At 70.3% G+C, this 21,209-nt stretch carries 18 protein-coding genes; 9 read left to right on the top strand and 9 right to left on the bottom strand.

All coding sequences use genetic code 11. The features are described 5' to 3' along the window. The first annotated feature begins 281 nt into the window (after positions 1-281). The 4 genes from OED52_RS07005 to OED52_RS06990 all read left to right on the top strand — a co-directional run bounded on the left by OED52_RS07005 (position 282) and on the right by OED52_RS06990 (position 10,583). The gene (locus tag OED52_RS07005) at positions 282-5,879 is read left to right on the top strand and encodes a glutamate synthase-related protein (protein ID WP_264153936.1); all 5,598 of its coding nucleotides are present in this window, start codon (positions 282-284) and stop codon (positions 5,877-5,879) included. After that, the gene (locus tag OED52_RS07000) at positions 5,876-7,636 is read left to right on the top strand and encodes a sulfite reductase subunit alpha (RefSeq protein WP_264153935.1); all 1,761 of its coding nucleotides are present in this window, start codon (positions 5,876-5,878) and stop codon (positions 7,634-7,636) included. The genes OED52_RS07005 and OED52_RS07000 overlap by 4 nt, the downstream gene beginning before the upstream one ends. A gap of 92 nt (positions 7,637-7,728) precedes the next feature. After that, the gene (locus OED52_RS06995) at positions 7,729-9,771 is read left to right on the top strand and encodes an elongation factor G-like protein EF-G2 (protein WP_264153934.1); all 2,043 of its coding nucleotides are present in this window, start codon (positions 7,729-7,731) and stop codon (positions 9,769-9,771) included. A 38-nt stretch (positions 9,772-9,809) separates the two neighbouring features. Continuing rightward, positions 9,810-10,583: a PIG-L deacetylase family protein gene (locus OED52_RS06990; protein WP_264153933.1), complete on the top strand. Its 774-nt coding sequence runs from the start codon at positions 9,810-9,812 to the stop codon at positions 10,581-10,583. Between the two features lie 21 nt (positions 10,584-10,604). Here OED52_RS06990 and OED52_RS06985 read toward each other — a convergent pair whose 3' ends face one another. Next, on the bottom strand, positions 10,605-11,102 hold the full coding sequence (locus tag OED52_RS06985) for a beta-class carbonic anhydrase (protein ID WP_264153932.1): 498 nt from the start codon (positions 11,100-11,102) through the stop codon (positions 10,605-10,607). A 207-nt stretch (positions 11,103-11,309) separates the two neighbouring features. Between OED52_RS06985 and OED52_RS06980 the strand changes: the two genes are divergently transcribed. After that, positions 11,310-11,504, top strand: coding sequence for a hypothetical protein (locus OED52_RS06980; RefSeq protein ID WP_264153931.1), 195 nt, complete (start codon positions 11,310-11,312; stop codon positions 11,502-11,504). A gap of 7 nt (positions 11,505-11,511) precedes the next feature. Here OED52_RS06980 and OED52_RS06975 read toward each other — a convergent pair whose 3' ends face one another. Both OED52_RS06975 and OED52_RS06970 read right to left on the bottom strand, forming a co-directional pair. After that, positions 11,512-12,672 carry an iron-containing alcohol dehydrogenase gene (locus OED52_RS06975; protein WP_264153930.1) on the bottom strand — a complete coding sequence of 387 codons (1,161 nt, stop codon included), beginning with the start codon at positions 12,670-12,672 and terminating at the stop codon, positions 11,512-11,514. 84 nt (positions 12,673-12,756) lie between these two features. Further along, the gene (locus tag OED52_RS06970) at positions 12,757-14,163 is read right to left on the bottom strand and encodes an ADP-ribosylglycohydrolase family protein (protein WP_264153929.1); all 1,407 of its coding nucleotides are present in this window, start codon (positions 14,161-14,163) and stop codon (positions 12,757-12,759) included. Between the two features lie 78 nt (positions 14,164-14,241). Between OED52_RS06970 and OED52_RS06965 the strand changes: the two genes are divergently transcribed. Further along, on the top strand, positions 14,242-14,907 hold the full coding sequence (locus OED52_RS06965) for an NUDIX hydrolase (RefSeq protein WP_264153928.1): 666 nt from the start codon (positions 14,242-14,244) through the stop codon (positions 14,905-14,907). 7 nt (positions 14,908-14,914) lie between these two features. On the opposite strand, the gene OED52_RS06960 is transcribed toward OED52_RS06965, so the two are convergent. After that, the gene (locus OED52_RS06960) at positions 14,915-15,823 is read right to left on the bottom strand and encodes a pseudouridine-5'-phosphate glycosidase (RefSeq protein ID WP_264153927.1); all 909 of its coding nucleotides are present in this window, start codon (positions 15,821-15,823) and stop codon (positions 14,915-14,917) included. 13 nt (positions 15,824-15,836) lie between these two features. Further along, the gene (locus tag OED52_RS06955) at positions 15,837-16,400 is read right to left on the bottom strand and encodes a maleylpyruvate isomerase family mycothiol-dependent enzyme (RefSeq protein WP_264153926.1); all 564 of its coding nucleotides are present in this window, start codon (positions 16,398-16,400) and stop codon (positions 15,837-15,839) included. Positions 16,401-16,437: 37 nt separating this feature from the next. Between OED52_RS06955 and OED52_RS06950 the strand changes: the two genes are divergently transcribed. Further along, positions 16,438-17,262, top strand: a complete 825-nt coding sequence (locus OED52_RS06950) for a helix-turn-helix domain-containing protein (RefSeq protein WP_264153925.1) — start codon at positions 16,438-16,440, stop codon at positions 17,260-17,262. Here OED52_RS06950 and OED52_RS06945 read toward each other — a convergent pair. Then, the gene (locus OED52_RS06945; RefSeq protein ID WP_264153924.1) at positions 17,250-17,918 is read right to left on the bottom strand and encodes a hypothetical protein; all 669 of its coding nucleotides are present in this window, start codon (positions 17,916-17,918) and stop codon (positions 17,250-17,252) included. The two genes, OED52_RS06950 and OED52_RS06945, sit on opposite strands and share 13 nt — an antisense overlap. Positions 17,919-18,100: 182 nt before the next feature. On the opposite strand from OED52_RS06945, the gene OED52_RS06940 reads away from it, so the two are divergent. Continuing rightward, positions 18,101-18,376 carry a hypothetical protein gene (locus OED52_RS06940; RefSeq protein WP_264153923.1) on the top strand — a complete coding sequence of 92 codons (276 nt, stop codon included), beginning with the start codon at positions 18,101-18,103 and terminating at the stop codon, positions 18,374-18,376. Between the two features lie 71 nt (positions 18,377-18,447). On the opposite strand, the gene OED52_RS06935 is transcribed toward OED52_RS06940, so the two are convergent. From OED52_RS06935 to OED52_RS06925, 3 genes are all read right to left on the bottom strand, one after another. Beyond that, entirely contained in the window at positions 18,448-19,239 is a 792-nt protein-coding gene (locus OED52_RS06935) for a maleylpyruvate isomerase family mycothiol-dependent enzyme (RefSeq protein ID WP_264153922.1), read from the bottom strand. Between the two features lie 192 nt (positions 19,240-19,431). Continuing rightward, complete coding sequence (locus OED52_RS06930; RefSeq protein WP_264153921.1) at positions 19,432-19,914, bottom strand: flavin reductase family protein; 483 nt, start codon at positions 19,912-19,914, stop codon at positions 19,432-19,434. Further along, positions 19,911-20,414, bottom strand: coding sequence for an NADPH-dependent FMN reductase (locus OED52_RS06925; protein ID WP_264153920.1), 504 nt, complete (start codon positions 20,412-20,414; stop codon positions 19,911-19,913). Before OED52_RS06925 ends, OED52_RS06930 begins: the two co-directional genes overlap by 4 nt. A gap of 134 nt (positions 20,415-20,548) precedes the next feature. On the opposite strand from OED52_RS06925, the gene OED52_RS06920 reads away from it, so the two are divergent. After that, on the top strand, positions 20,549-21,205 hold the full coding sequence (locus tag OED52_RS06920; RefSeq protein ID WP_264153919.1) for a DedA family protein: 657 nt from the start codon (positions 20,549-20,551) through the stop codon (positions 21,203-21,205). Positions 21,206-21,209: the final 4 nt, after the last annotated feature.

Below are 21,209 nucleotides of genomic sequence, written 5' to 3'. Positions count from 1 at the left end.
CGTGAGAGTAACCAAGACCACACTCGCGAGGGGGCGTTTGGTCCCGACCAGCTGTGATCCACACCGCCGTCACCTGAGTTAACACGTGCGCTACACTGGTCCGTGCTGCTCGCGCGCTCCAACGTCGCAACGCACGGCGCATTCGGACAACGTTGTCTGCCTTTCCCGATCGTCTCCGGCACACGTCTATGCGCCTACTGGAGCTGCGCCTCACTCACGCATGTTCTTCCGCATCGTCACTGCCGGTCGACGCCGACTTCGATGTGCCGAGGAGGAAGTCCGTGACGCACGCCAGTGACACCGGCCTGTACGACAGCACGCTGGACAAGAGCAGTTGTGGTGTCGGTTTCATCACCCGCAAGGACGGGGTGCAGACCCACGACGTCCTCACCCTCGGCCACGACGCCTTGTGCGTGGTCCCGCACCGCGGTGGCATGTCCGCCGAAGGTGTCGGCGACGGCGCCGGTGTCAACGTCGACCTGTCGGTCGCGTTCTTCTCGGCGATCACAGGAAAGAGTTTGGAGGCCGGTAATTTCGGTGTCGGCAACTTCTTCCTTCCCACCGACGCGGCCGCGCACCCCGCCGCCGAGGAGCTCGTCTCCTCCGCACTGACCCGCGCCGGCGTCACCGTCCTGGCCGTGCGCGACGTCCCCGTCGAGGACGACGCCCTGCGTCCCACGGCGCTGAAGTACCAGCTGCCGATCCGGCAGTGGGTCTTCTCGCGTCCTGCCTCGTGCGCGACCGTCGAGGACTTCGACCGCCTGCTCTACGACGTGCTCCTCGAGGTCGAGGCCCGCGCCTACACCGAGCCGGAGCTGGCCGGCCTGTACCCGCTCTCGCTCAGCGCGCGCACGCAGGTTCTCAAGAACCGCTTGAACTCTCACGAGGTCATCCCCTACTTCCGCGATCTCACCGATCCGCGGCACGCGGTGCACACGCTGTTCTTCCACACCCGGTTCTCGACGAACACCGATCCGCACCCGACGATGGCGCAGCCGTTCCGTCTCATGGCGCACAACGGCGAGCTGAACACCGACCGCAAGAACCGGCTGTTCGAGGGCGCCCAGGCCCGCGCGGTGGGACGCGACATCATCCGCCCGCCGGGACAGTCCGACAGCTGCCGCTTCGACCAGACCCTCGCCTCGCGGATCGCGCACAACGACCTCGATCTCGTCACCGCCGTCGTGCAGATGATGCCGCCGGCCTGGGAGAACGACACCGACCTGTCGCCGCAGGTCCGCGCGATGCTCGAGTTCTTCTCGCTGTACGAGGAGAAGAACGACGGCCCGGCCGCACTGATCTTCGGCAACGGCACCGTCGTCGGCGCCCGCCTCGACCGCCTCGGCCTGCGTCCGCTGCGCACCGTCGAGACCGAGGAGTACCTGGCGGTCACCTCCGAGGCCGGCCAGTTCGGTTTCGCGCCCGAGACGGTGCTGCGCCGCGGCCGCATCGAGGCCGGCGGCATGCTGTACTTCGACCACGCCACGGGTCGATCCTACGAGACCGTCGAGGCACTGGAACTGCTTGCTGCCCAGCGTGATTACGCCACACTCGTCGGCGAGGCGCGACGCGAGCTCGGGGCCCTGCCCGAGATCCCCGCCGAGAAGGCCGGATCCCCACTGCGCTACAACGGCGATCTCGAGCGCTACCAGCGGTACGTCTCCTACAGCATCAACCAGGAGTCCTTCCGGTTCATGCTCGATCCGATGCTCGCCTCGGGTCAGGAGCGCATCTCCGCGATGGGTTACGGCAACGCCATCAACGCCCTGTCCGATCAGGAAGGCGGTGTGGCCAAGTACTTCTCGCAGCGTTTCGCGCAGGTCACCAATCCGTCGCTGGACTCGATCCGCGAGGCCGACGGCATGACGCTGCGCGTCGCGCTGGGAGCCCGCCCCGGCAGCGGGGCGCCCTCCGCCTCCGCCACCCAGATCGTCGTTCCCACACCGATTCTCACGCACCTCGACATGCTGCGGATCCGGGAGCAGTCCGACACCCCGTTCCGGCGCTTCGAGATGCTCTACACCCCGGTGTTCGACGATCCCGAGGCCAACGCGACCGCACTCGCCGCCGCGATCGACGGGGTCGCCGAGGCGATCGCCGAGTTCGCCCGCGAGTCCGGCGGTATCGCCGTGCTCACCGACCGGCACGTGTCCACCGAGCGTGCCGCGCTGCCGATGGTCCTCGCGATCGCCGCAGTGAACCAGCGCCTCATCGACGACGGCCTGCGCCTGCGCGTGTCGGTCATCGTCGAGTCGGGACAGCTGTTCTCCTCGCACCACATCGCCGCGACCCTCGGTTTCGGTGCCGCCGCGGTCTACCCGCTCACGGTGCAGATGCGCGCCGAGGAGAAGTACGGCGACGCCGACGCCGACGCCGCGTTCCTGAAGTTCCGCAAGGCCGCGGAGAAGTCGCTCATGAAGACCATGGGCCGCGTCGGCCTGTGCACCGTCGAGTCGTACATCGGCGGCGAGTTCTTCGAGCCGAGCTATCTCGACACCAACGACGAGGTGCTCGCGCGCTGGTTCCCCAACGTGAGGACCCCCGTCGGCGGTGTCGGTTTCACCACCATCGCGCAGGCCGTCGCAGACTGGCACCGCCGTGCCCTCACCGTCGAGACGGAGAAGGACGTCCCGCTGCTCGGCCTGTTCAAGGAGCGCGCCGAGGGTGCCGGGCACTCCTTCGGCACCACCGCCGTGCGCGGCTTCGTGGACATGACCGAGGAGCCGATCACGCTGCCGGTCGAGAAGGAGGCGGAGCCGGATCTCACCGACGCGCTGCGGCTGCTGCCCCTGCACCGGCTGTCCGACGCCCACGGCCTCGACGACGCGTCCTACCGCTACGGCGGCTTCCGCGCGCTGACCCCGCAGGAGATCGACTCCTTCGAGATCACCCCCGGCTACCGGGCGTTCGCCCGCACCGTCGCCGACGAGCGCGCCCACCGTCCCGCCGCACTGCGCGACGTGCTCGCCCTGCCCGCCGACGTCACCTACGCGATCACCGCCGACGACTTCACCAAGGAGATGGGCCGCTTCGCCCGGTTCGGCAACAACTCGATGCTCGTGCGCGGCATCTCCGCCGCGCGCGTGGGCGAGAACGAGTTCGTGCTGCGCCTGACCGGCCCGCTCGCCGACGACCACGACCGCCCCGAGGCGCTCGCCGCGTCGCTGGTCGCGCGGTTCGGCGACGACGTGGTCTCCACCCGCTGCTACGGCGACACGCTCACCGTGGAGGCGGCCGGCGCGGCCGCGCAGTACCTCGCGCAGGTCCGGCAGGCGCCGCTGAGCGTACGGCTCGACCAGGTGCAGCCGGCCCACGAGATCACCCCGGCGCTCGCGTCGGGCGCGATGAGCCACGGCGCGCTGAACTCCAACGCGCACGAGGCCGTCGCCCACGGCACCAACATGGTCGGCGGTATGTCGAACTGCGGTGAGGGCGGAGAGCACATCTCCCGCTACGGCACCATCCGCGGTTCGCGGATCAAGCAGTTCGCGTCCGGCCGCTTCGGTGTGTGGGCCGGTTACCTCGCCGATCCGATGCTCGAGGAGATCGAGATCAAGATCGCGCAGGGCGCCAAGCCCGGCGAGGGCGGCCAGCTGCCCGCCAAGAAGGTCACCGTGGAGATCGCCGCCGCGCGTGGCGCCACGCCGGGCGTCGAACTGGTCTCGCCGCCGCCACACCACGACACCTACTCCATCGAGGACCTCGCCCAGCTCATCCACGACGCCAAGGCGGCGCGGGTGCGGGTGATCGTCAAGCTCGTCTCCTCCGAGGGCATCGGCACGATCGCCGTGGGTGTCGCGAAGGCGGGCGCCGACGTCATCAACGTCGCCGGCAACACCGGCGGCACGGGTGCCGCCTCGGTGACCTCGCTGAAGTACGCGGGCCGGTCCGCGGAGATCGGTGTGGCCGAGGTCCACCAGGCCCTCACCGCCAACGGTCTGCGCGACAAGGTCGTGCTGCGCTGCTCCGGTGCGCACCAGACGGCGTCGGACGTCATCGTCTCGGCGCTGCTCGGGGCGGACAGCTTCGAGTTCGGCACCACCGCGCTGATGATGCTCGGCTGCGTCATGGCGAAGAACTGCAACGTCAAGTGCCCGGCAGGCCTGACCACGAATCCCGAAGTCTTCAACGGTGATCCGCGGGCGATGGCCCAGTATCTGCTCAACGTCGCGCACGAGACCCGCGAGCTCCTCGCCCGCCTGGGACTGCGTTCGCTGCGCGACGCGCGCGGCCGCGCCGACCTGCTGCACCTGCTCGACCACCCGTCCAGCGTGGGACGGCTGGACCTGCGGGCGATGCTCGCGGTGCTGCCCGAGGTGCACATCGACAACCCCGTGTACATGGAGAAGGACTACTCGCTCGACGACGCGTGGGTGGTCCGGTTGCGCGAGGCTCTCGTCGACGCGAAGGAGCTCACCGTCGCGCTCGGCGACAGCGTGCAGCTGACGAACAACAACAAGAGCGTCGGCGCCCAGCTGTCGGTCGACATCGAGCGCATGCTCAACCACGAGGACCTCGGCGCGCTGCCGTCCGTGCTCGAGGACGAGCGTGGACGCCGCTGGCTGCGCGAGGGCACCGTCACGATCACCACCTCCGGTTCGGCGGGCCTGTCCTTCGGGGCGTTCTGCAACGACGGCATGCACCTCGAGCACACCGGTACCGCCAACGACGGCGTCGGCAAGGGCCAGTGCGGTGGGCGGATCGTGGTGCGGTCTCCCGGCGGCGGGGCCGCCATCGGTTACTGCGGCGGCAGCGACCGGCGCGGCGGCAACGTGCTCATCGGCAACTTCGCGCTCTTCGGTGCGACGGGTGGACGCCTGTTCGTCGAGGGCGAGGCCGGTGACCGCTTCGCGGTGCGCAACTCCGGTGCGACCGCCGTCGTCGAGGGTGTGGGCGAGTTCGCCTGCGAGTACATGACCAACGGTGCGGTGCTCAACCTCGGTGGTTTCGGCAAGGGATTCGGCAACGGCATGTCGGGTGGGTTCGTCTACCAGTACGACCCCGAGGGCCTGCTCCCCCGCAAGGCCAGCGCAGACTCGATCGTGCTCGGGTCGATCACCGGCGATGATCCGCAGGCCGCGATCCACAATGCCGCGGTGCTGCAGCTGCTGCACCTCCACGTCGAGGCCACCGGCTCGGCGAGGGCCCGCTTCCTGATCGACAACTGGCAGGTCGAGCAGCACAACTTCGCCTACGGCATGCCCCGTGCGCTGCTGCAGTACCAGGACCTCGACGAGATCCTGGCCGCGGCGTCGCGTAAGGACCTCGCCGCGGAGGTCGCCACCGCGCTCGTCGCCCACCAGGTGCGCAAGTTCAAGGCGAGCTACCGCACGGGTGTGCCCGTCGCCGGCGGGGCCACCCCCGACGCGACGGACACCGAGGCGATGTACGCGCTGCTCAACAACTACACGGTGCTCGCCGCCGCGCAGGAGATGGCGCTGCAGAAGGTTCCCGGCGCCACCGACGTGTCGGATCCAGCGGTGCAGAAGGCCGCGCGCAACCTGCTGCTCACCGAGGACTTCTTCCTCGTGGCGAAGCTCGAGCGGTACGCCCTCGCGGCGATCGCCGATCACACCGACGAGCAGCTCGCGGTGCTGGTCGCCGACAAGCGCCTGAACGACTACAAGCAGGCGCTGGCCCTGCGCAACGTCCGCTCGATCGATGCGCCCGGCACCTACGGCTGGATCGTCCTGCAGAGCCGCAAGGTGCTCGACGCCGCGGGTCGCCTCCCCGGTTACGAGGAGCTGTTCGCCCGCAACGCGGTCCCGAACGTCCTCGCCACCGTGCCTGCCGCTGCGTCGACATTGCCTGCCGCTGCGTCGATGCCGCCTGCAGCCGTGCCGACCGTTCCTGCGTCCACGATGGGAGCCTCCGCGTGACCACCAGCCCGTTCATTCCCCTCGACGCTCCGTTCACCGCCGATCAGCGGTCGTGGCTCGCCGGCTTCGTGGCCGGGATGCAGACCCGCCTGTTCTCCGGTGGTTCCGCCGACGATGCCGGAACCGCCGGTTCGGCGCCCGCTCTGCACGTGCTCTACGGGTCGCAGACCGGAAACGCCGAAGCCGTCGCCGAGGACGCCGCGGCCGCGGCGCGCGCCCAGGGCTTCGCGCCGGTCGTGTGTGCCCTCGACGACATGGACCTCGAGCGGTTCACCACCCTCGGCCAGGTCCTGATCGTCACCTCCACCTACGGCGAGGGCGAGATGCCCGACAACGCCGAGCTGTTCTGGGAGGCGCTGTCGGCGGAGTCCGCGCCGCGCCTCGAGGGCATGCACTTCGCAGTGCTCGCCCTCGGCGACAGCGGCTACGACGGGTTCTGTCAGACCGGCAAGCTCCTCGACATGCGGCTCGAGCAGCTCGGCGCCGAGCGCATCGTGCCGCGGGTGGACTGCGACGTCGAGTTCGAGGAGCCCGCCGCCGCCTGGATCGCCGAGACCCTGCCGCTCGTCGCGGCGGTCGAGGGCATCGTCGGCGACGGTGTCGCCGCGGCGCCGGCTCCCGCGGCGCCGGCCCGGGCGAAGTCGCAGTGGACCCGCAAGAATCCCTATCCGGCGGTGCTGACCTCGAACGTGCTGCTCTCCGGTGCGGGTTCGGGCAAGGAGATCCGGCACTACGAGTTCGCGCTCGCCGATTCCGGTCTCGACTACGAGGCCGGCGACGCGCTGAACGTGGTGCCCGTCAACGACACCGAACTGGTGCACGCGATCCTCGCCCGGCTCGGTCTCGACGGTGCGACGGTCCCCGCGGGGCACGACGAGACGCTCGAGCACCTGCTCACCTACAACTACGAGATCACCGCGCCGTCCGTCGACCTGCTCGAGGAGATCGAGAAGCACACGGGCAACGAGGAACTCACCTACGTGCTGCGGCACGGCGACAAGGCGGCACTGGACGAGTGGCTGTGGGGCCGCGACATCCTCGACGTGCTGCTGCTCGATCCGGCCCCCGAGCTGACGGCCGAGCAGTTCCTTGCGCTGCTGCGTCCGCTGCAGCACCGTGCCTACTCCATCTCGTCGAGCCCGAAGGCCTGCGAGGGTTCGGTGCATCTGACGGTCGCGGCGGTGCGCTACGGCACCGACGGCCGTGAGCGCCGCGGCGTGTGCTCGACCTTCCTCGCCGACCGGGTCGGGGAGAGCAAGGTGGGGATCTTCGTGTCGAAGAACAAGGCCTTCCGGGTTCCCGCCGACGACACCGCGCCGATGATCATGGTGGGTCCGGGCACCGGTATCGCACCGTTCCGCGGCTTCCTGCAGGAGCGGAAGGCGCGGGGCGCGACGGGGAAGAACTGGTTGTTCTTCGGCGACCAGAAGCGCGACTGCGACTTCATCTACGAGGACGAGCTGAACGAGTTCGTCGACTCGGGGGTCCTCACCCGTCTGGACCTGGCGTTCTCCCGCGACCAGGTCGAGAAGATCTACGTGCAGACCCGCATGAAGGAGAACGGCGCGGAGCTGTTCGCGTGGCTCGAGGAGGGCGGCCACTTCTACATCTGCGGTGACGCGTCGCGGATGGCGAAGGACGTCGACCGGGCGCTGCACGAGATCGTCGCCGAGCACGGCGGACTGAACGACGAGCAGGCCGCCGAGTACGTCACCGCCCTCAAGCGCGAGAAGCGGTACGTGCGCGACGTGTACTGAACCGGCCCGCACCGAAATCGAGGTGCACGAACCTCCTCGAAGTCGCTTGCGCCCTGCCTAGACTGGGCGCAAGCGACCCGAGGAGCAGATCGATGGCCGATCGCACCGCAGCACGCAGCCGGCAGGCCCCCACCGCCGACAGTCCGGACCGGATCCGCAACGTCGCCCTGGTGGGGTGCAGCGGATCCGGGAAGACCACCCTCGCCGAGTCCTTGGCCGTCGCCGCGGGTGCCGTCGGACGGGCCGGGCGGGTGGCCGAGGGCACCACGGTGTCCGACTACGAGGAGATCGAGCAGCGACACCGCAGGTCGGTGCAGTTGTCGGTGCTGCCCCTCGAATGGAAGGGAATCAAGATCAACCTGATCGACACGCCCGGGCATCCCGATTTCGACGCGGAGGTCCGGGCGGGTCTGCACGCGGCGGACGCGGCGATCTTCGTCGTCTCCGCGACCGACCCGATCACCGCCGCGACCCGCGCGCTGTGGCGTGAATGCGACGAGGAGGCCATCCCCCGCGCGATCGTCGTGAACAAGCTCGACATCGCCCGCCACGGCTACGAGGAGATGCTCACCGCCTGCCACGACGCCTTCGGGCTGGGCCCGGACACCCTGCGGGCGCTGTTCTGGCCGGTCTACGACGGTGATCGCCCGATCGGGTCGATGGGTCTGCTGACCGGCCGTCACTACGGCGAACCCGGACCGTGCCCGGTCTCGGAGGAGGCCCGCGAAAGCCTCGTCGAGGCCATCTCCGGGCAGGACGACACGCTCATGGAGCGGTTCGTGTCGGGCGAGCAGCTCGACACCGACTCCCTGCAGGAAGGGCTCACCCGGGAGATCCTGGCGTGCTCGCTGCACCCGGCGGTGCCCGCCGACGAGACCGGGATCGGGGCCGTCGAACTCCTCGAGCTCGTCACCACCGGTTTCCCCGACCCGACGCACCGCGGGCGCGGAGCCCCGGAATGCAATCCGGACGCGCCGCTCGCCGCGCAGGTCGTGCGGGTCGCGGGCGACTCCTATGTCGGGCGGATCAGCCTCGTCCGGGTCTACGCGGGCACCCTGCGGCCCGACACGATCGTCGCCCTGACCGGCGGGGACCGCGACAGCCGCGAACGCATCCCGGCGCTCACGAGCCCGTTCGGCAAGCAGCAGCGCCCGGTCCCCGAGGCCGTGGCGGGCGATCTGGTCGCCGTCGGGAAACTCGCGACGGCCCAGCCCGGCGACGTGCTGCACGATCCCGACCATCCGGTGTCGCTGATCACCTGGCCGGTGCCCACTTCCCTGCTCCCCGTCGCGGTGGAGGCCCACAGCCGCAGCGACGACGACAAGCTCTCGCAGGCCCTGGCCCGGCTCGCCGCCGAGGATCCGGCGGTGCGGGTGGAGCAGAACGCCGAGACCCACCAGATCGTCCTGTGGTGCACCGGCGAGGCACACGCCGAGCTGGTCCTCGAACGGTTGCGCGCCCGGCACGGTGTGCAGGTGGACACCGTCGAGTACCGGGTGCCGCTCAAGGAGACCTTCACCGCCCCGGCGAAGGGGCACGGGCGCCTCGTCAAGCAGTCCGGCGGGCACGGCCAGTACGCGGTGGTGGACGTCGAGGTCGAACCGTTGCCGGTGGGCAGCGGCGTCGTCTTCGCCGAACGGGTCGTCGGCGGTGCCGTGCCCCGGCAGTTCATCCCGTCGGTGGAGAAGGGGGTGCACGCGCAGGCGGAGAAGGGGGTCACCACCGGCCATCCCCTCGTCGACGTGCAGGTGACGCTGGTCGACGGCAAGGCCCACTCGGTGGACTCGTCGGACGCGGCCTTCCAGGCGGCGGCGGGGCTCGCGTTGCGGGATGCCGCCGAGCACAGCACGATTCGCATCCTCGAACCGGTCGCGGCGGTGCGGGTGATCGTGCCCGAGGAGTTCCTCGGCGCGGTGCTCGGCGACCTGTCGGCGCGGCGCGGCCGAGTGCTCGGCACGGAGTCCCCGGAGCCGGGGATCGCCCTGTTGCGGGCCGAGGTGCCCGAGCTCGAACTGGGCCGCTATCCGGTGGAACTGCGGGCGATCACGCAGGGCACCGCCGAGTTCGCGCGCCAGTACCTGCGGCACGAGCCGATGCCCGAGAACCTCGCGTCCCGTTTCGCCCGGCCGGACTGACCGCGGCGGGTCTCGGGCGGCGTGTCAGCATGAACGCCATGAGCGTTCTCCTGTGCTTCCACGCGCACCCGGACGACGAGGTGTTCCTCACCGGCGGGGTGATGCGCGACGCAGCGGATGCGGGACATCGGGTCGTGCTCGTCGTCGCCACCGACGGGTCGCGCGGCGAGTACCCCGACGGGCTCCTCGCACCCGGTGAATCCCTCGCCGCACGCCGCATGAAGGAACTCGAGCACTCCGCTCGCGCACTGGGCGCGTCGCGGGTGGTGACCCTCGGCTACGGCGACTCGGGGATGGCCGGCACGGCCGGCAACCACGACCCGGAGGCCTTCGCGAACGCCGATCCGCGGGAGGTGGGCGCGCGGCTGGCCACCGTGATCGAACAGGAACGCGCCGATGTCGTCACGATCTACGACGAGCACGGCGGTTACGGCCATCCCGACCACGTCCAGGTCCACCGCGCCGGGGTCCACGCCGAGCGGATCACCGGGCACGACGCCGTCTACGAGGCGTCGACGAACCGGGACCACCTGAAGCGGCTGCTCGCGATGCTGCCGCAGGCCCCGGAGGACGTGCGGCCACCGGATCTCGAGACGTTCGGCCTGCCGGAGTCGGAACTGACCACCGCGGTGGACGTGTCGGCGGCCCTGGGCGCCAAACGCGCGGCGATGGTCGGCTACGAATCGCAGATCGGCGACTTCGGGCCCATGCTGGAGCTGCCCGAGGACCACCTGCGGGCCGCGTTCGGGATCGAATGGTTCCGGCGACGCGGGCTTCCTCCGGGACTGCAGGAGAACGCACTTCCCCTCTGACCCGCAGGCCCGGAGCGGTTGTCAGCCGTTCCGGTCGACCTCGTCGAGCTGCCCGGACTTGACGTCGAAGACGAAGCCACGCAGCGAGGTCGTCCTCGTGACGAACGGGCTCGACTCGATGCGGCGGAGCGACTGCCGCACGTCCTCGGCCGGATCACGGAACGACTCGGGGGCCCAGGACGGACGGATGCCGGTGTCCTCCTGGATCGCGCGGGTGAACTCGTCGTCGGTGAAGGTCAGCATGCCGCAGTCGGTGTGGTGGATCAGCACGATCTCGGTGGTGCCGAGCAGCCGCTGGCTGATGGTGAGCGAGCGGATGACGTCCTCGGAGACCGCGCCACCGGCATTGCGGATCACGTGGGCCTCACCCTCCTGGATCCCGAGCGCCCGGTAGACGTCGAGGCGGGCGTCCATGCAGGCGACGATCGCGATGTGCTTGCTGGGCGGCAGCGGCAGCGGTCCCGAGAAGCCGGCGGCGTACCTCTCGTTGTTCTTCAGGTATTCGTCGGTGACGGTCACGTTCTGCTCCCTTCGTAGGCGGACATGATCCCGATCATCACCCCGGACGAGGGGTGCGTGAAGACACCGAATCGCAATGAACACAACCCTTGCGGATCGCGCGACGGTCGGCGAACGTGCCGCGGTCCCGTGAGGTGCGGTCGGTTTCGGGGTGCCACCGCCCGGGTACTGCTCACGGGCACCTACGAACGCAAAGGACGGACGTCGATGGACAACGCCGCCAAGCACGGCTCGGGCCGCCCGGAGGACAACGACGACCTCACCGGACAGAAGATCTCGCGGATGGTCGACGATCTCGAGCAGAAGATCGAGCGGGAACGCGACGAGGAGGGTGTCCCCGGCAGCGTCTCGGACCGGGAGGAGACCGACCAGGTCGAACCCGACGACCAGGCGCCCGAGTGAATCACCGTCAGCCGTAGATGCGTCCGTAGAGTTCCCGGATCTCCTCGGCGGTGGGGACGCGCGGATTGTTGGCCGGGGATCCGGAGGCCAGCGCCTGCTCGGCCATGACCGGGACCCGCTCGTCCCAGACCGCCCTGTCGATGCCGTACGACTTCGGCGTGGGCACCTCCACGTCCCGGCACAGTTCCTCCAGCGCGGTGACCAGATCCGCGGCGGCCGTCGCGTCCGGGGCGTCGGCGCTCGCCGCGCCCAGCGCGCGGGCGCAGTCGGCGTAGCGGGACTCGGCGGACTCCACCGAGAACGCGGTGACCGCCGGAAACAGCATGGCGTTCGACAGGCCGTGCGCGACGTGGAAGTGCGCGCCGATCGGCCGGCTCATGCCGTGGACCAGGGCGACGCTGGAGTTGGAGAACGCGATCCCGGCCTGGGTGGCGGCGAGCATCATCGCCTCCCGCGCCTGCACGTCCTGTCCGTCGGTGTAGACCCGGCGCAGCACCTGCCCGATGGTGCCGATCGCCTGCAGCGCCAGTCCGTCGGAGAAGGGGTTCGCCTTGCGGCTGACGTACGCCTCGACGGCGTGGGTGAGGGCGTCGACGCCGGTGTCGGCGGTGAGCCGCGGCGGCATGGTGAGGGTGAGCCGGTAGTCCACCACCGCGGCGACCGGCAGGAAGGCGAGCCCGGGGCACAACATCTTCTCGTCGGTGTCGCTGTCGGTGATCACCGTGAACTGTGTTGCCTCCGAACCGCTTCCGGCGGTGGTGGGGACGGCGATCACCGGCAGTGCGGGTCCGGTGTTGAGGCGCGGCGCCTTGTAGTCGCGCATGTGCCCGCCCTGCCGGGCGAGCAACCCGAGCGCCTTCGCGGTGTCCATCGGACTGCCGCCGCCGAAACCGACGAGGCAGTCGGCGTCGTGCGCCTGCACCGCGGCGACGCCCGCCTCGAGCGACGCGGTGGTCGGGTCGGGGACGGTCTCGGCGAACACCGCCGGCTGCAGCCCGGCCTCCTTCAGGTTCGCCACCATACGATCCACCGCGCCGGTCCCGACGAGGTATCCGTCGGTGACGATCAGCGGCCGGCCGTGACCGAGGCCGGCGACCACCTCGCCGAGATCGTCGACGGCTCCGCCACCGATCCGCATGATCCGTGGAAGTGCGATGGATGCGGCCAACTCGGGGTCCCTTCGTGGTACGTGCAGTCCCCTGTTGTCTACCGCATCACGCGCTCTCCCGGGCCCGATCCCGGCAGCCCGATCTCAGCCGACGAGCCGCCCCGCCCCGGTGGTGGCCGCCACCCACAGCGCCGGCTGCGGCGCCGCCCAGGGCATCGCCTGCAGCACGTCGTGCGGGTCGCGGCCGAGCAGCACCGCGTACCGTGCGGCCACGGCCGGGGTGCGGCTCTCCCCCTCGACGCAGTGCACCGCCACCATCTTCCCCTCGGCGCGCAGCGCGCGGACGGTGCGGGCGGCGTCGTCGATCACGAAGGCGAGGTTCTGGTTGCGGCGGTGATCGGCATCGGCCATCCAGAACTCGACGTGTTCACCGGCGTGCGGGGCCGGGCCGACCCGGCACAGGCTCACGACCGCGTCGACATCGGGTGCGCGCAGCAGGTCGGCGCCACCGAGCAGCACCCCGGCGTCGTGCGGGTGGGTGGCGCGGCGATCGGTGCGGTAGCCGGCGTAGTCGACGACGGGGGTGGCGGGCCAGCCGCGACCGTCGTCGCTGCCGCCCCAGGCGGTGTGCAGGCCGAGGCGCACGAGGTCGCGGGCGCGGTAGCCGGGCCAGCCGTGCACCATGCGCCGCCACCGGGCGGGGACGGCGGAGGCGCCCCACCGAGCCCCGAGCAGCCCGCCGGTGATGGCGGCGACGGTGTCGGTGTCGTGGCCGGCGCGCACGGCGAGTTCGAGGGCCTCCTGCAGGTGTTCGGGTCCGCCGGCGCGGGCGTGGGTGATCGCCCACCAGGCAGCCTGCAGTGCATGGACCACCCAGCCGTTGTTGCCGAACACCCGCGCGGTCGCGGCGGTCTCGGCCTCGTCGAGCAGCGCGGCCCAACGTGCGGCCGCGGCGCGCGGCAGGTGGTCGAGGGCCAGGCGGACGCCGTCGAAGGTGCCGTGCAGGACGGCGTGCCGGATGCCGAACGACCAGATGCGGCAGGCCTCGGAGGCCTGGTCGTCGTCGTGGGTGAGGCTGCTGATCTCGTGAGCCGAGGCCAGGCACTTCCCGGCGTCGTCGAGGTGGGCGAGGCCGACGGGCGCGGTGCGCATGAGCGAGCCGTTGCCGCCCTTGCGTCCGGACAGGCTGCGGGCGCGGGCCTGCATGCTCGCAGCGGAGGGCCCGGCGGCGGAGAGCACGCTGCGGGTCTGGTTGCCGATGTCCTTGGGGTCGGTGGCGTACCAGTGCCGGAACTGGGTAGCGACCGCGTCGAGACCGGCGCCCCTGCCGATGTCGGCTCCGGTGGCCGCGATCTCGGCGATGGCCAGCGCCATCGAGGTGTCGTCGGTCCACTCGCCGGGCGCGAACGGGCCGAGGCCGCCGCCGATCATGTCGATGCGGGTCTCGGGGGTGGGGTGGGTGAATTCGTATCCCGCCCCGAGCGCGTCGCCCACTGCGGTGGCGAGCAGGACACCGGCGGCCCGGTCGTTCTGTACTGCGGTGAGCCTCATGGAATCCCCTTGTCCGATCGACGATCTATTCGATCAATATTGCGCTAAAGTTAGCGCATCGATGATTGAATGTCCAGCATGGGCGCAACGACCGACTCGACCGGAAAGTCCCTCACCGACTATCCCCGGCCCTCGGTGGCCGTGGACGTCGCGGTCCTCACCGTCGACGAGGTACTGAAAGTGCTGGTCGTCGAACGCCCCGAGGGGACCTTCGCCCTGCCGGGCACCTTCCTGCACCCCGGTGAACGCCTCGCCGACGCCGCCACCCGCGCCCTGCGCGACAAGGCGGGCCTGACCGGCGTGGAATTCCACCAGCTCGCCATGCTCGACGAACCGGATCGCGACGACCGCGGCTGGGTGCTGTCGATGGCCCACAGTGCGGTCGTCCCGGTCGCCGCGATCCCCGCCGAGGCCCACCTCGTCCCCGTCACCGAGACCGCCGATCTGGCCTTCGACCACTCCCACATCGTCGAGCTCGCCGTCGCCGACCTGCGCCGTCGCTACGCCGCCGAGGTCGACCCCGGCCGTCTCCTCGGTGAGCGGTTCACCGTGCTGGACCTGCGGATGCTCTACGAGACCGTCTACGACCGCAGCTACCCGAAGGACACCTTCCGCCGGCACCTGCTGCACGGCCTCGAACCCACCGGCGAACTGCACCGCGAGGGCACCGGACGGCCCGCGGAGATCTACCGCCACCGCGGTGCCCCGCTCCCCTCCTCCACCACGGCCTTCCTTCTCCAGTAACCGCCGCTCAGCGGGCGAGAGCGCGAGCGATGTCCGCGGCGACCGCCACGTTCCCCCGGTACACCGCGACGTTCGTGTCGAGGGTCCGACCGTCGGTCGCCCGGTGCATGTGGCCGAGCAGGAAGGGGGTGAGCGCCTTGCCCCGCACACCCACCTCGGCGGCCTCCTTCTCCGCTTCGGCGAGCACCCGGTCGTGCAGCGCCGGATCGATCTGCTCGGACTCGGCCACCGGGTTCGCGACGAGCACCGCCGCATGCAACCCGAGCGCGTCCCGCGCCCGCGCCAGGGCGGCCGCCTGTTCCGGCGAGTCGATCCCGTCGACCTCGCACCCGCTGTCGCGCACGTAGAAGGCGGGGAACCGGGAGGTGCGGTAGCCGACGACGACCACCCCGAGCGTCTCGAGGCGTTCGAGGGTGGCCGGCACGTCGAGGACGGACTTGACGCCCGCACTCACGACCACGATCGGAAACGACGCCAGCGCAAGGAGATCCGCGCTCTCGTCGAAGCTGGCCGACGCGCCGCGGTGCACCCCACCCAGCCCTCCGGTGGCGAACACCCGGATCCCCGCGCGGTGCGCGAGCAGCGCGGTCGCCGACACCGTCGTCCCCCCGTGCAGGCCCTCGGTCATCGCGAGCGGCAGGTCGCGGACCCCGAGTTTCACCGCCGACGAGTCCTCCGCCCCCAGGGTGCGGATCTGCTGTTCCGACAACCCGACGATCGGAGTGCCGTCGAGCACCCCGATCGTCGCGGGCAGCACACCCGAATCACGCAGGCGCTGTTCGGCGTCGAGGGCGACCTCGACGTTGAGGGGCCGGGTGAGTCCGTGGGTGAAGATCGTCGACTCGAGTGCGACCACCGGTTCATCGGCCGCGACCGCCGCGCGCACGGCGTCGGCCACGCGGATCGGTTCACTCATGGACCGACCATAACTACCCCCGGACGGGTGCGGTGGTGTTCCGGCCCAGCCGGGCCAGCACCCGCGTGAGCCGGTCGGCGTCCTCGGGAGCGGGGACGGCCGGGGCGCAGATCCCCTCCATGTAGAGGCTGTCGCCGAACCCGTCGATCCCCGCCTCGATCCGGTCGAGTTCGGTGTCGGTGAACCATGCATCGAGCCCCGCACTCCGAGCGAGGTCCCAGCGGTGCACCAGCATGTCCCACACGTAGAACCGTTCGAAGGTCGCCCCGATCGTGGAGGGCCCGAAGTAGCCGTCGAAGGGGGTTCCGGCGGTGGCGTCGTCCGCGAGGATCCGCGCGACCCGCGCGGCGTGCGTCGTCCACGCCTGCACGGCGTCGCCGAGGTCGGGCCGTTCCCCGACGTCGAGACCCCGGCCGGTGAGGAATTCGCGTTGGGTGTCGACGAGGTGGGCGACCACATCGCGCGCGGTCCAGCCCTCGCACGGTGATGCGGCGTTCCAGTCGTCGGCCCGCAGCGACGAGATCACCTCGGTGAGAGGCCGATCGGCCTCACTGTGTCGTAGCGCTGTTGTATTCATGGGGCGACGGTATCGGCCATCCCAGCGCGAGGTATTGATGAAACCCGACGGGCGCGAACCCCTCGAACGCGCTCACCTGCACGTGCCCGGCGACGCCTCGCACCGCATCTTCCGCTATCGCCCACCACCCGATCTCACCGATCTGGTGCAGCGGTACTGGATCCCCGTCTGGTCGGTGCCGGCCGGGCAGGGGGCCCCGCAGCAGGTGCTGCGGTATCCTGTCTGCCTGCTGGTGGTCGCGCACGACTACGCCCGCTTCTACGGCGTCGAACGCGGCCTGTCCACGACGGTCCTCACCGGCGACGGCTGGGCGGTCGGCGTCATGCTCACCCCCGCGGCGGGCGCCCTGCTCACCGAGGGGTCGCTCTCCGCGTTCACCGACCGCACGGTCGACCTCACCGAGCTCCTCGGCGATGCGGGGGCGCGGCTGGTCGCGCGGGTGCGCGCGGCTATGCGGACGGACCCCGCGGCCCCCGGATCGCAGCGCGCGGCGATGGGCGCCTTCGACGACCTGCTGCGCTCGTGCCCGCCCGTCGACGACGAGGGACGCTTCGTGAACCGGATCGTCGCGTTCGTCGAGGACGACTCGACGGTGCTGCGGGTCGAGCAGATCTGCGCCGAGTTCGGGATGTCCGAACGCGCCCTGCAGCGGCTGATCCGACACCGGATCGGCCTGACCCCGAAGTGGCTGATCCAGCGCCGCCGGTTGCAGGAGGCCGCGGGCCGGCTGCGCGAGCGGTCCGTTTCGATGGCCGCGCTCGCGGCGGAACTCGGGTACGCCGACCAGCCGCATTTCGTCCGCGACTTCACCCGGGTCGTGGGGACGACGCCTGGTGCCTTCGCGGACCGCTACCGCATCTGATCGCGCGCCTCGTCGGCTTCGGCCTTCGCTTTCGCATGGTCCGGATACCAGGCGGTGAACCGGATCGCCGCGATCATCGCGGCCAGCTGGATGACCCAGCCGGTCCAGATGTTGTCGCTGTCGTCGAGGATCGCGTCGCCGTACCAGCCGGCGATCGCCGCGACGAGGAAGGCCAGGGCCCACGCCGCGGTGATGACGTAGTTGATGCGCAGGAACAGCGGGGCGTGCCAGTACTCGGGTTCGACCTCGTCGCGGGCGTACTGCAAGGTGAACGGGATCCGGATGAGGATCGACCCGGCGGCCAGCACGAACAGGGTGATGTTGGCGATCTCGCCGATCCACTTCTCCAGCCACACCTGCCCGTCGGCGTCGAGCATGAACTGGACGACGAACAGACCGAGGAAGAACACGACGTCCATCGCCCCGAAGAGCTTGAACGTCTTGCCCCTCAGCCGGTCGGCGACGAGGAAGAACACCGAGATCGCCAGCGCCACACCCGAGACCCAGCCGATGTCGCCGGGGCCCTCGAAGACGGCGAGGAAGATCCAGGGCGCCAGGCCCGTGAGTGGACCGTCGAGGATGTTGGAGGCGACGGACGAGAGGGTTCCTTTGCTCTCGGGCGAAGCCGGGGTTCCGTCTGCGGATGCTTCGACCATGACGACCTCGCAGGGGCGTTGAGAATCCGTGGGGATCACGTTACTCGCGCGGATCCGTCCGCATGACCACATACCGGAACGTCACCGTCCCGCAACTTCGGCATGTCGGGTCGATGTAACGAAGAACACATCGTGTACGACCTATATGTCGAAGCACAACGAAGCGCCAAAAGGGGTTCATCGTGGCACACGACCGACTGCTCTTCATCGGACGCCCGGATGCGGACGAAGTTGCTCACTGGAGCACGCTTCGCGAACTCGCACCCCAGCGGGGCTGGAAGCCCACACGAACCTTCGAACCGGGCGAAGTCGTCTGGGCCGTGGTTCCCGAACGAATTCTCGACCAGGCCGGACCCGATACGGAGGTGCTCCGTTCCCTGCGCGCGGAGGACATTCCCTGCACCAGCGCCCTCGAAGCCATCCGGCAGGCATATTCCGGTCTCCAGCCGTCGCACTGAGTCCGAGGCGCCCCGACCCCGGGGCGTACTGAGTGCAGTCGGGTGGTCCCGGCCTCGGAGACCGTCCGGGACTACCCGAAAGCACTCACCTCGAGCCACGCCACGAGCAGCCCGGCGTCGCCGAGGACCTCCACTTCGGCCTCCTCCACCGGACGTCGCCGGTAGAGCAGCAGGAGGAGTTCCTGCAGCGGACCGCGCACCGCGACCGCACACTTCTCGTGCGCGTGCCGCCACACGAACGTCTCGCCGGTGAGGTCCACGACCCACTCCGCGTGCTCGTCGGTCGCGTGGAAGTGCAGGGTTCTGTCCGGGCCGTGCAGTGCACGATGCTCCTCGGCGAGATACCGTGGCCATGTCGACTCCACCAGGGCGAACCATTCGTCCGCGGCGTCCGCGGCCAGGTCCGGGGCGAGGACGATCCGCTCCCCCAGCGCGAGCACCGCGTCGACCCGGTGGACCAGCGTCTCGTGGGCGAAGCGCCGCGCGAAGAACTCCGGTGTCCTCCTCCCTCCGGGAACGGGCGTCCACACCTGCACATTCGGGCCGGCCTCCCCGAGCGCGGCGTCGAGTTCGCGCGCGCCCTCACGCAGCCAGTGCGCGAGTTCACCGGGATCTTCGTCGACGTACTGGGACAGCTCCCGCATCGCCCGGTCGGTACGTGGCTTGCCGCGCCCACGGACCGCCTCGGTCGCCCAGCGGTGCCCGTAGCCGACGTGCCGCGCGAGCTGCCCGACCGTCCATCCCGGGCACGACGGCACCGGGGTCGTCGTGTCGCGGCCCGCCAGCAGGTCGGCGAACGCATCTGTCTGTTCGACGATCGCCCCGCGGTACCGGTCGTAGTCCAGCACGGTTCGCCTCCCCATCCGGGTGATCTTCCCAGCTCGTCGGAAGCACCCGATCGGGTGCAACGCCTCCGATGGTGCCCGTCCGGCCGATGGCCCGAGACCTGTGCCGGCCGGTGGGTCCGCACTCGAAACACTGTTCCCGGTCGCAGCTGTTGCCGCGCGTGCGGATGTACCGTTTCCACGGCGCCGCGCACTGGGCACCCGCCGGGATCAGGAGACGAGCAGACGCCGGAACGAGCTCCGGTGGAAGACGATCGGCTCGACGTCCGCGTCGGTGAGCAGCTCGTTGATGCGCAGCACGACGATCGCGTGGTCACCGGCGGGGACCTGCTGCTCGACCGACACGTCCATCCGCACGCTCGTGCCGGAGACGAACAGCGCGCCGGTCTCGCGGGTCTCGGTCTCGATGCCGGCGAAGCGGTCGCCGTTCTTCGCCGCGAGCACCCGCGCCGCGCCGTCGTGCTCCTCGCTGAGCACGCTGATCCCCAGGTTCGGCAGCGCCGACAGGCGCGGCCAGGTCGTCGAGGTGTTCTGCACGCAGAACGCCACCAGCGGCGGTTCGAGCGACACCGGAACGAACGTGCTCGCCGCCATGCCGATCCGCTCGCCGTCCACTTCCGCGCAGATCGCGACGACGCCGGAGGGCACGTGCGCGAACGCCTGACGCAGGGAAGCACCGTCGAGTGTGGTCATGAGGCCTCGCTTCGGATAGCGGCGGACAACACCGGCGACCAGCGTTCGGAGTAGTCCGCGATACGGGAATCGGTTGTATACGTCGAATCGTGAAGATACAGCCCCGGCGCGGGGGTGGTGGCGCCCAGTTCCACCAGAACCGGCTTGAGCAGCAGGTCCGGGGCCAGGGCGTGGGCCGGTCCGGCGCCGAGCATGAGCGGCACCGCGACGACGCCGCGCAGGCCGTCGCCGGTGGCGAACTGGTCCAGGAACAGCTTGAGCACGCCGGTGTAGGTCGCCTTGAAGGTCGGGCTGGCGAACACCACCAGCTCGGCCGCGGCGACGGTCTCGACGGCGGCGGCGACCGTCTCGTCGCCCCAGCCGAGCAGTCCGGCGCCGAGGGTGATCACGTCCACGACGTGATCGGGCTCTCGTCCGGTCAGCGCCGTGGCCAGGAGGGTCCCGGCGTCGAGGGTGCGGGACGCGGGCTTCGGGTTGCCCGCGACGACGACGATCGTCACTGAAGGTCACCTCCGTAGGGCCCGTCCGCGAAGGACGGAGGGCACCCGCCATCCTTCCCCCACCGGTTCGCCGAAGGAACGGTTTCGATCGGCGCGAGCCGAATGGTGGACGGCGCGTCGCTACGCTCGGATGGATGAGTGTCGCGGATTCCCGATCAGCGCCTACCGACGGTCTCGCCGGATGGGCGCTCGACCTGATGGACCGCCTCGGCGGTGTCGGAGCCGGCCTCGCCATCGCACTCGAGAACTTCTTCCCGCCGCTGCCCAGCGAGGTGATCCTGCCGCTGGCCGGTTTCGCGGCGGGGCTGGGGAGCTTCTCCCTCGTCGGCGCCCTGTTCTGGACCACCCTCGGGTCCGTCGTCGGGGCGCTGGGCCTGTACGCGCTGGGCCGCTGGGTGGGTGAGCAGCGGATACGTGCGGCGGTGGAGAAACTGCCGCTCGTCGACGTGGAGGACCTGGACCGGACCACCGCGTGGTTCCAGCGGCACGGCCGCAAGGCGGTGTTCTTCGGGAGGATGGTGCCGATCTTCCGCAGCCTCATCTCGATCCCCGCGGGCATCACCGCCATGCCGATCTGGCAGTTCCTCGCCTTCACCGCGACCGGCAGCCTGATCTGGAACTCGATCTTCGTGCTGGCCGGCTACAAGCTGGGCGAGAACTGGAGCGCCGTGGAGCCCTACGCTCAGGTGCTGCAGTACGTGGTGATCGCGGTCGTTGTGGCGGTCGTGGGGTACGGGCTGGCCAAACGCATCCGGGCCCGCCGGCGGGCGGCCGAACCCGAGGCGGGCTGACCGC

The organism is Rhodococcus sp. Z13 (genome assembly GCF_025837095.1).
Lineage (GTDB): Bacteria > Actinomycetota > Actinomycetes > Mycobacteriales > Mycobacteriaceae > Rhodococcus > Rhodococcus sacchari.
This window is presented reverse-complemented; position numbering and strand designations above follow the sequence as displayed.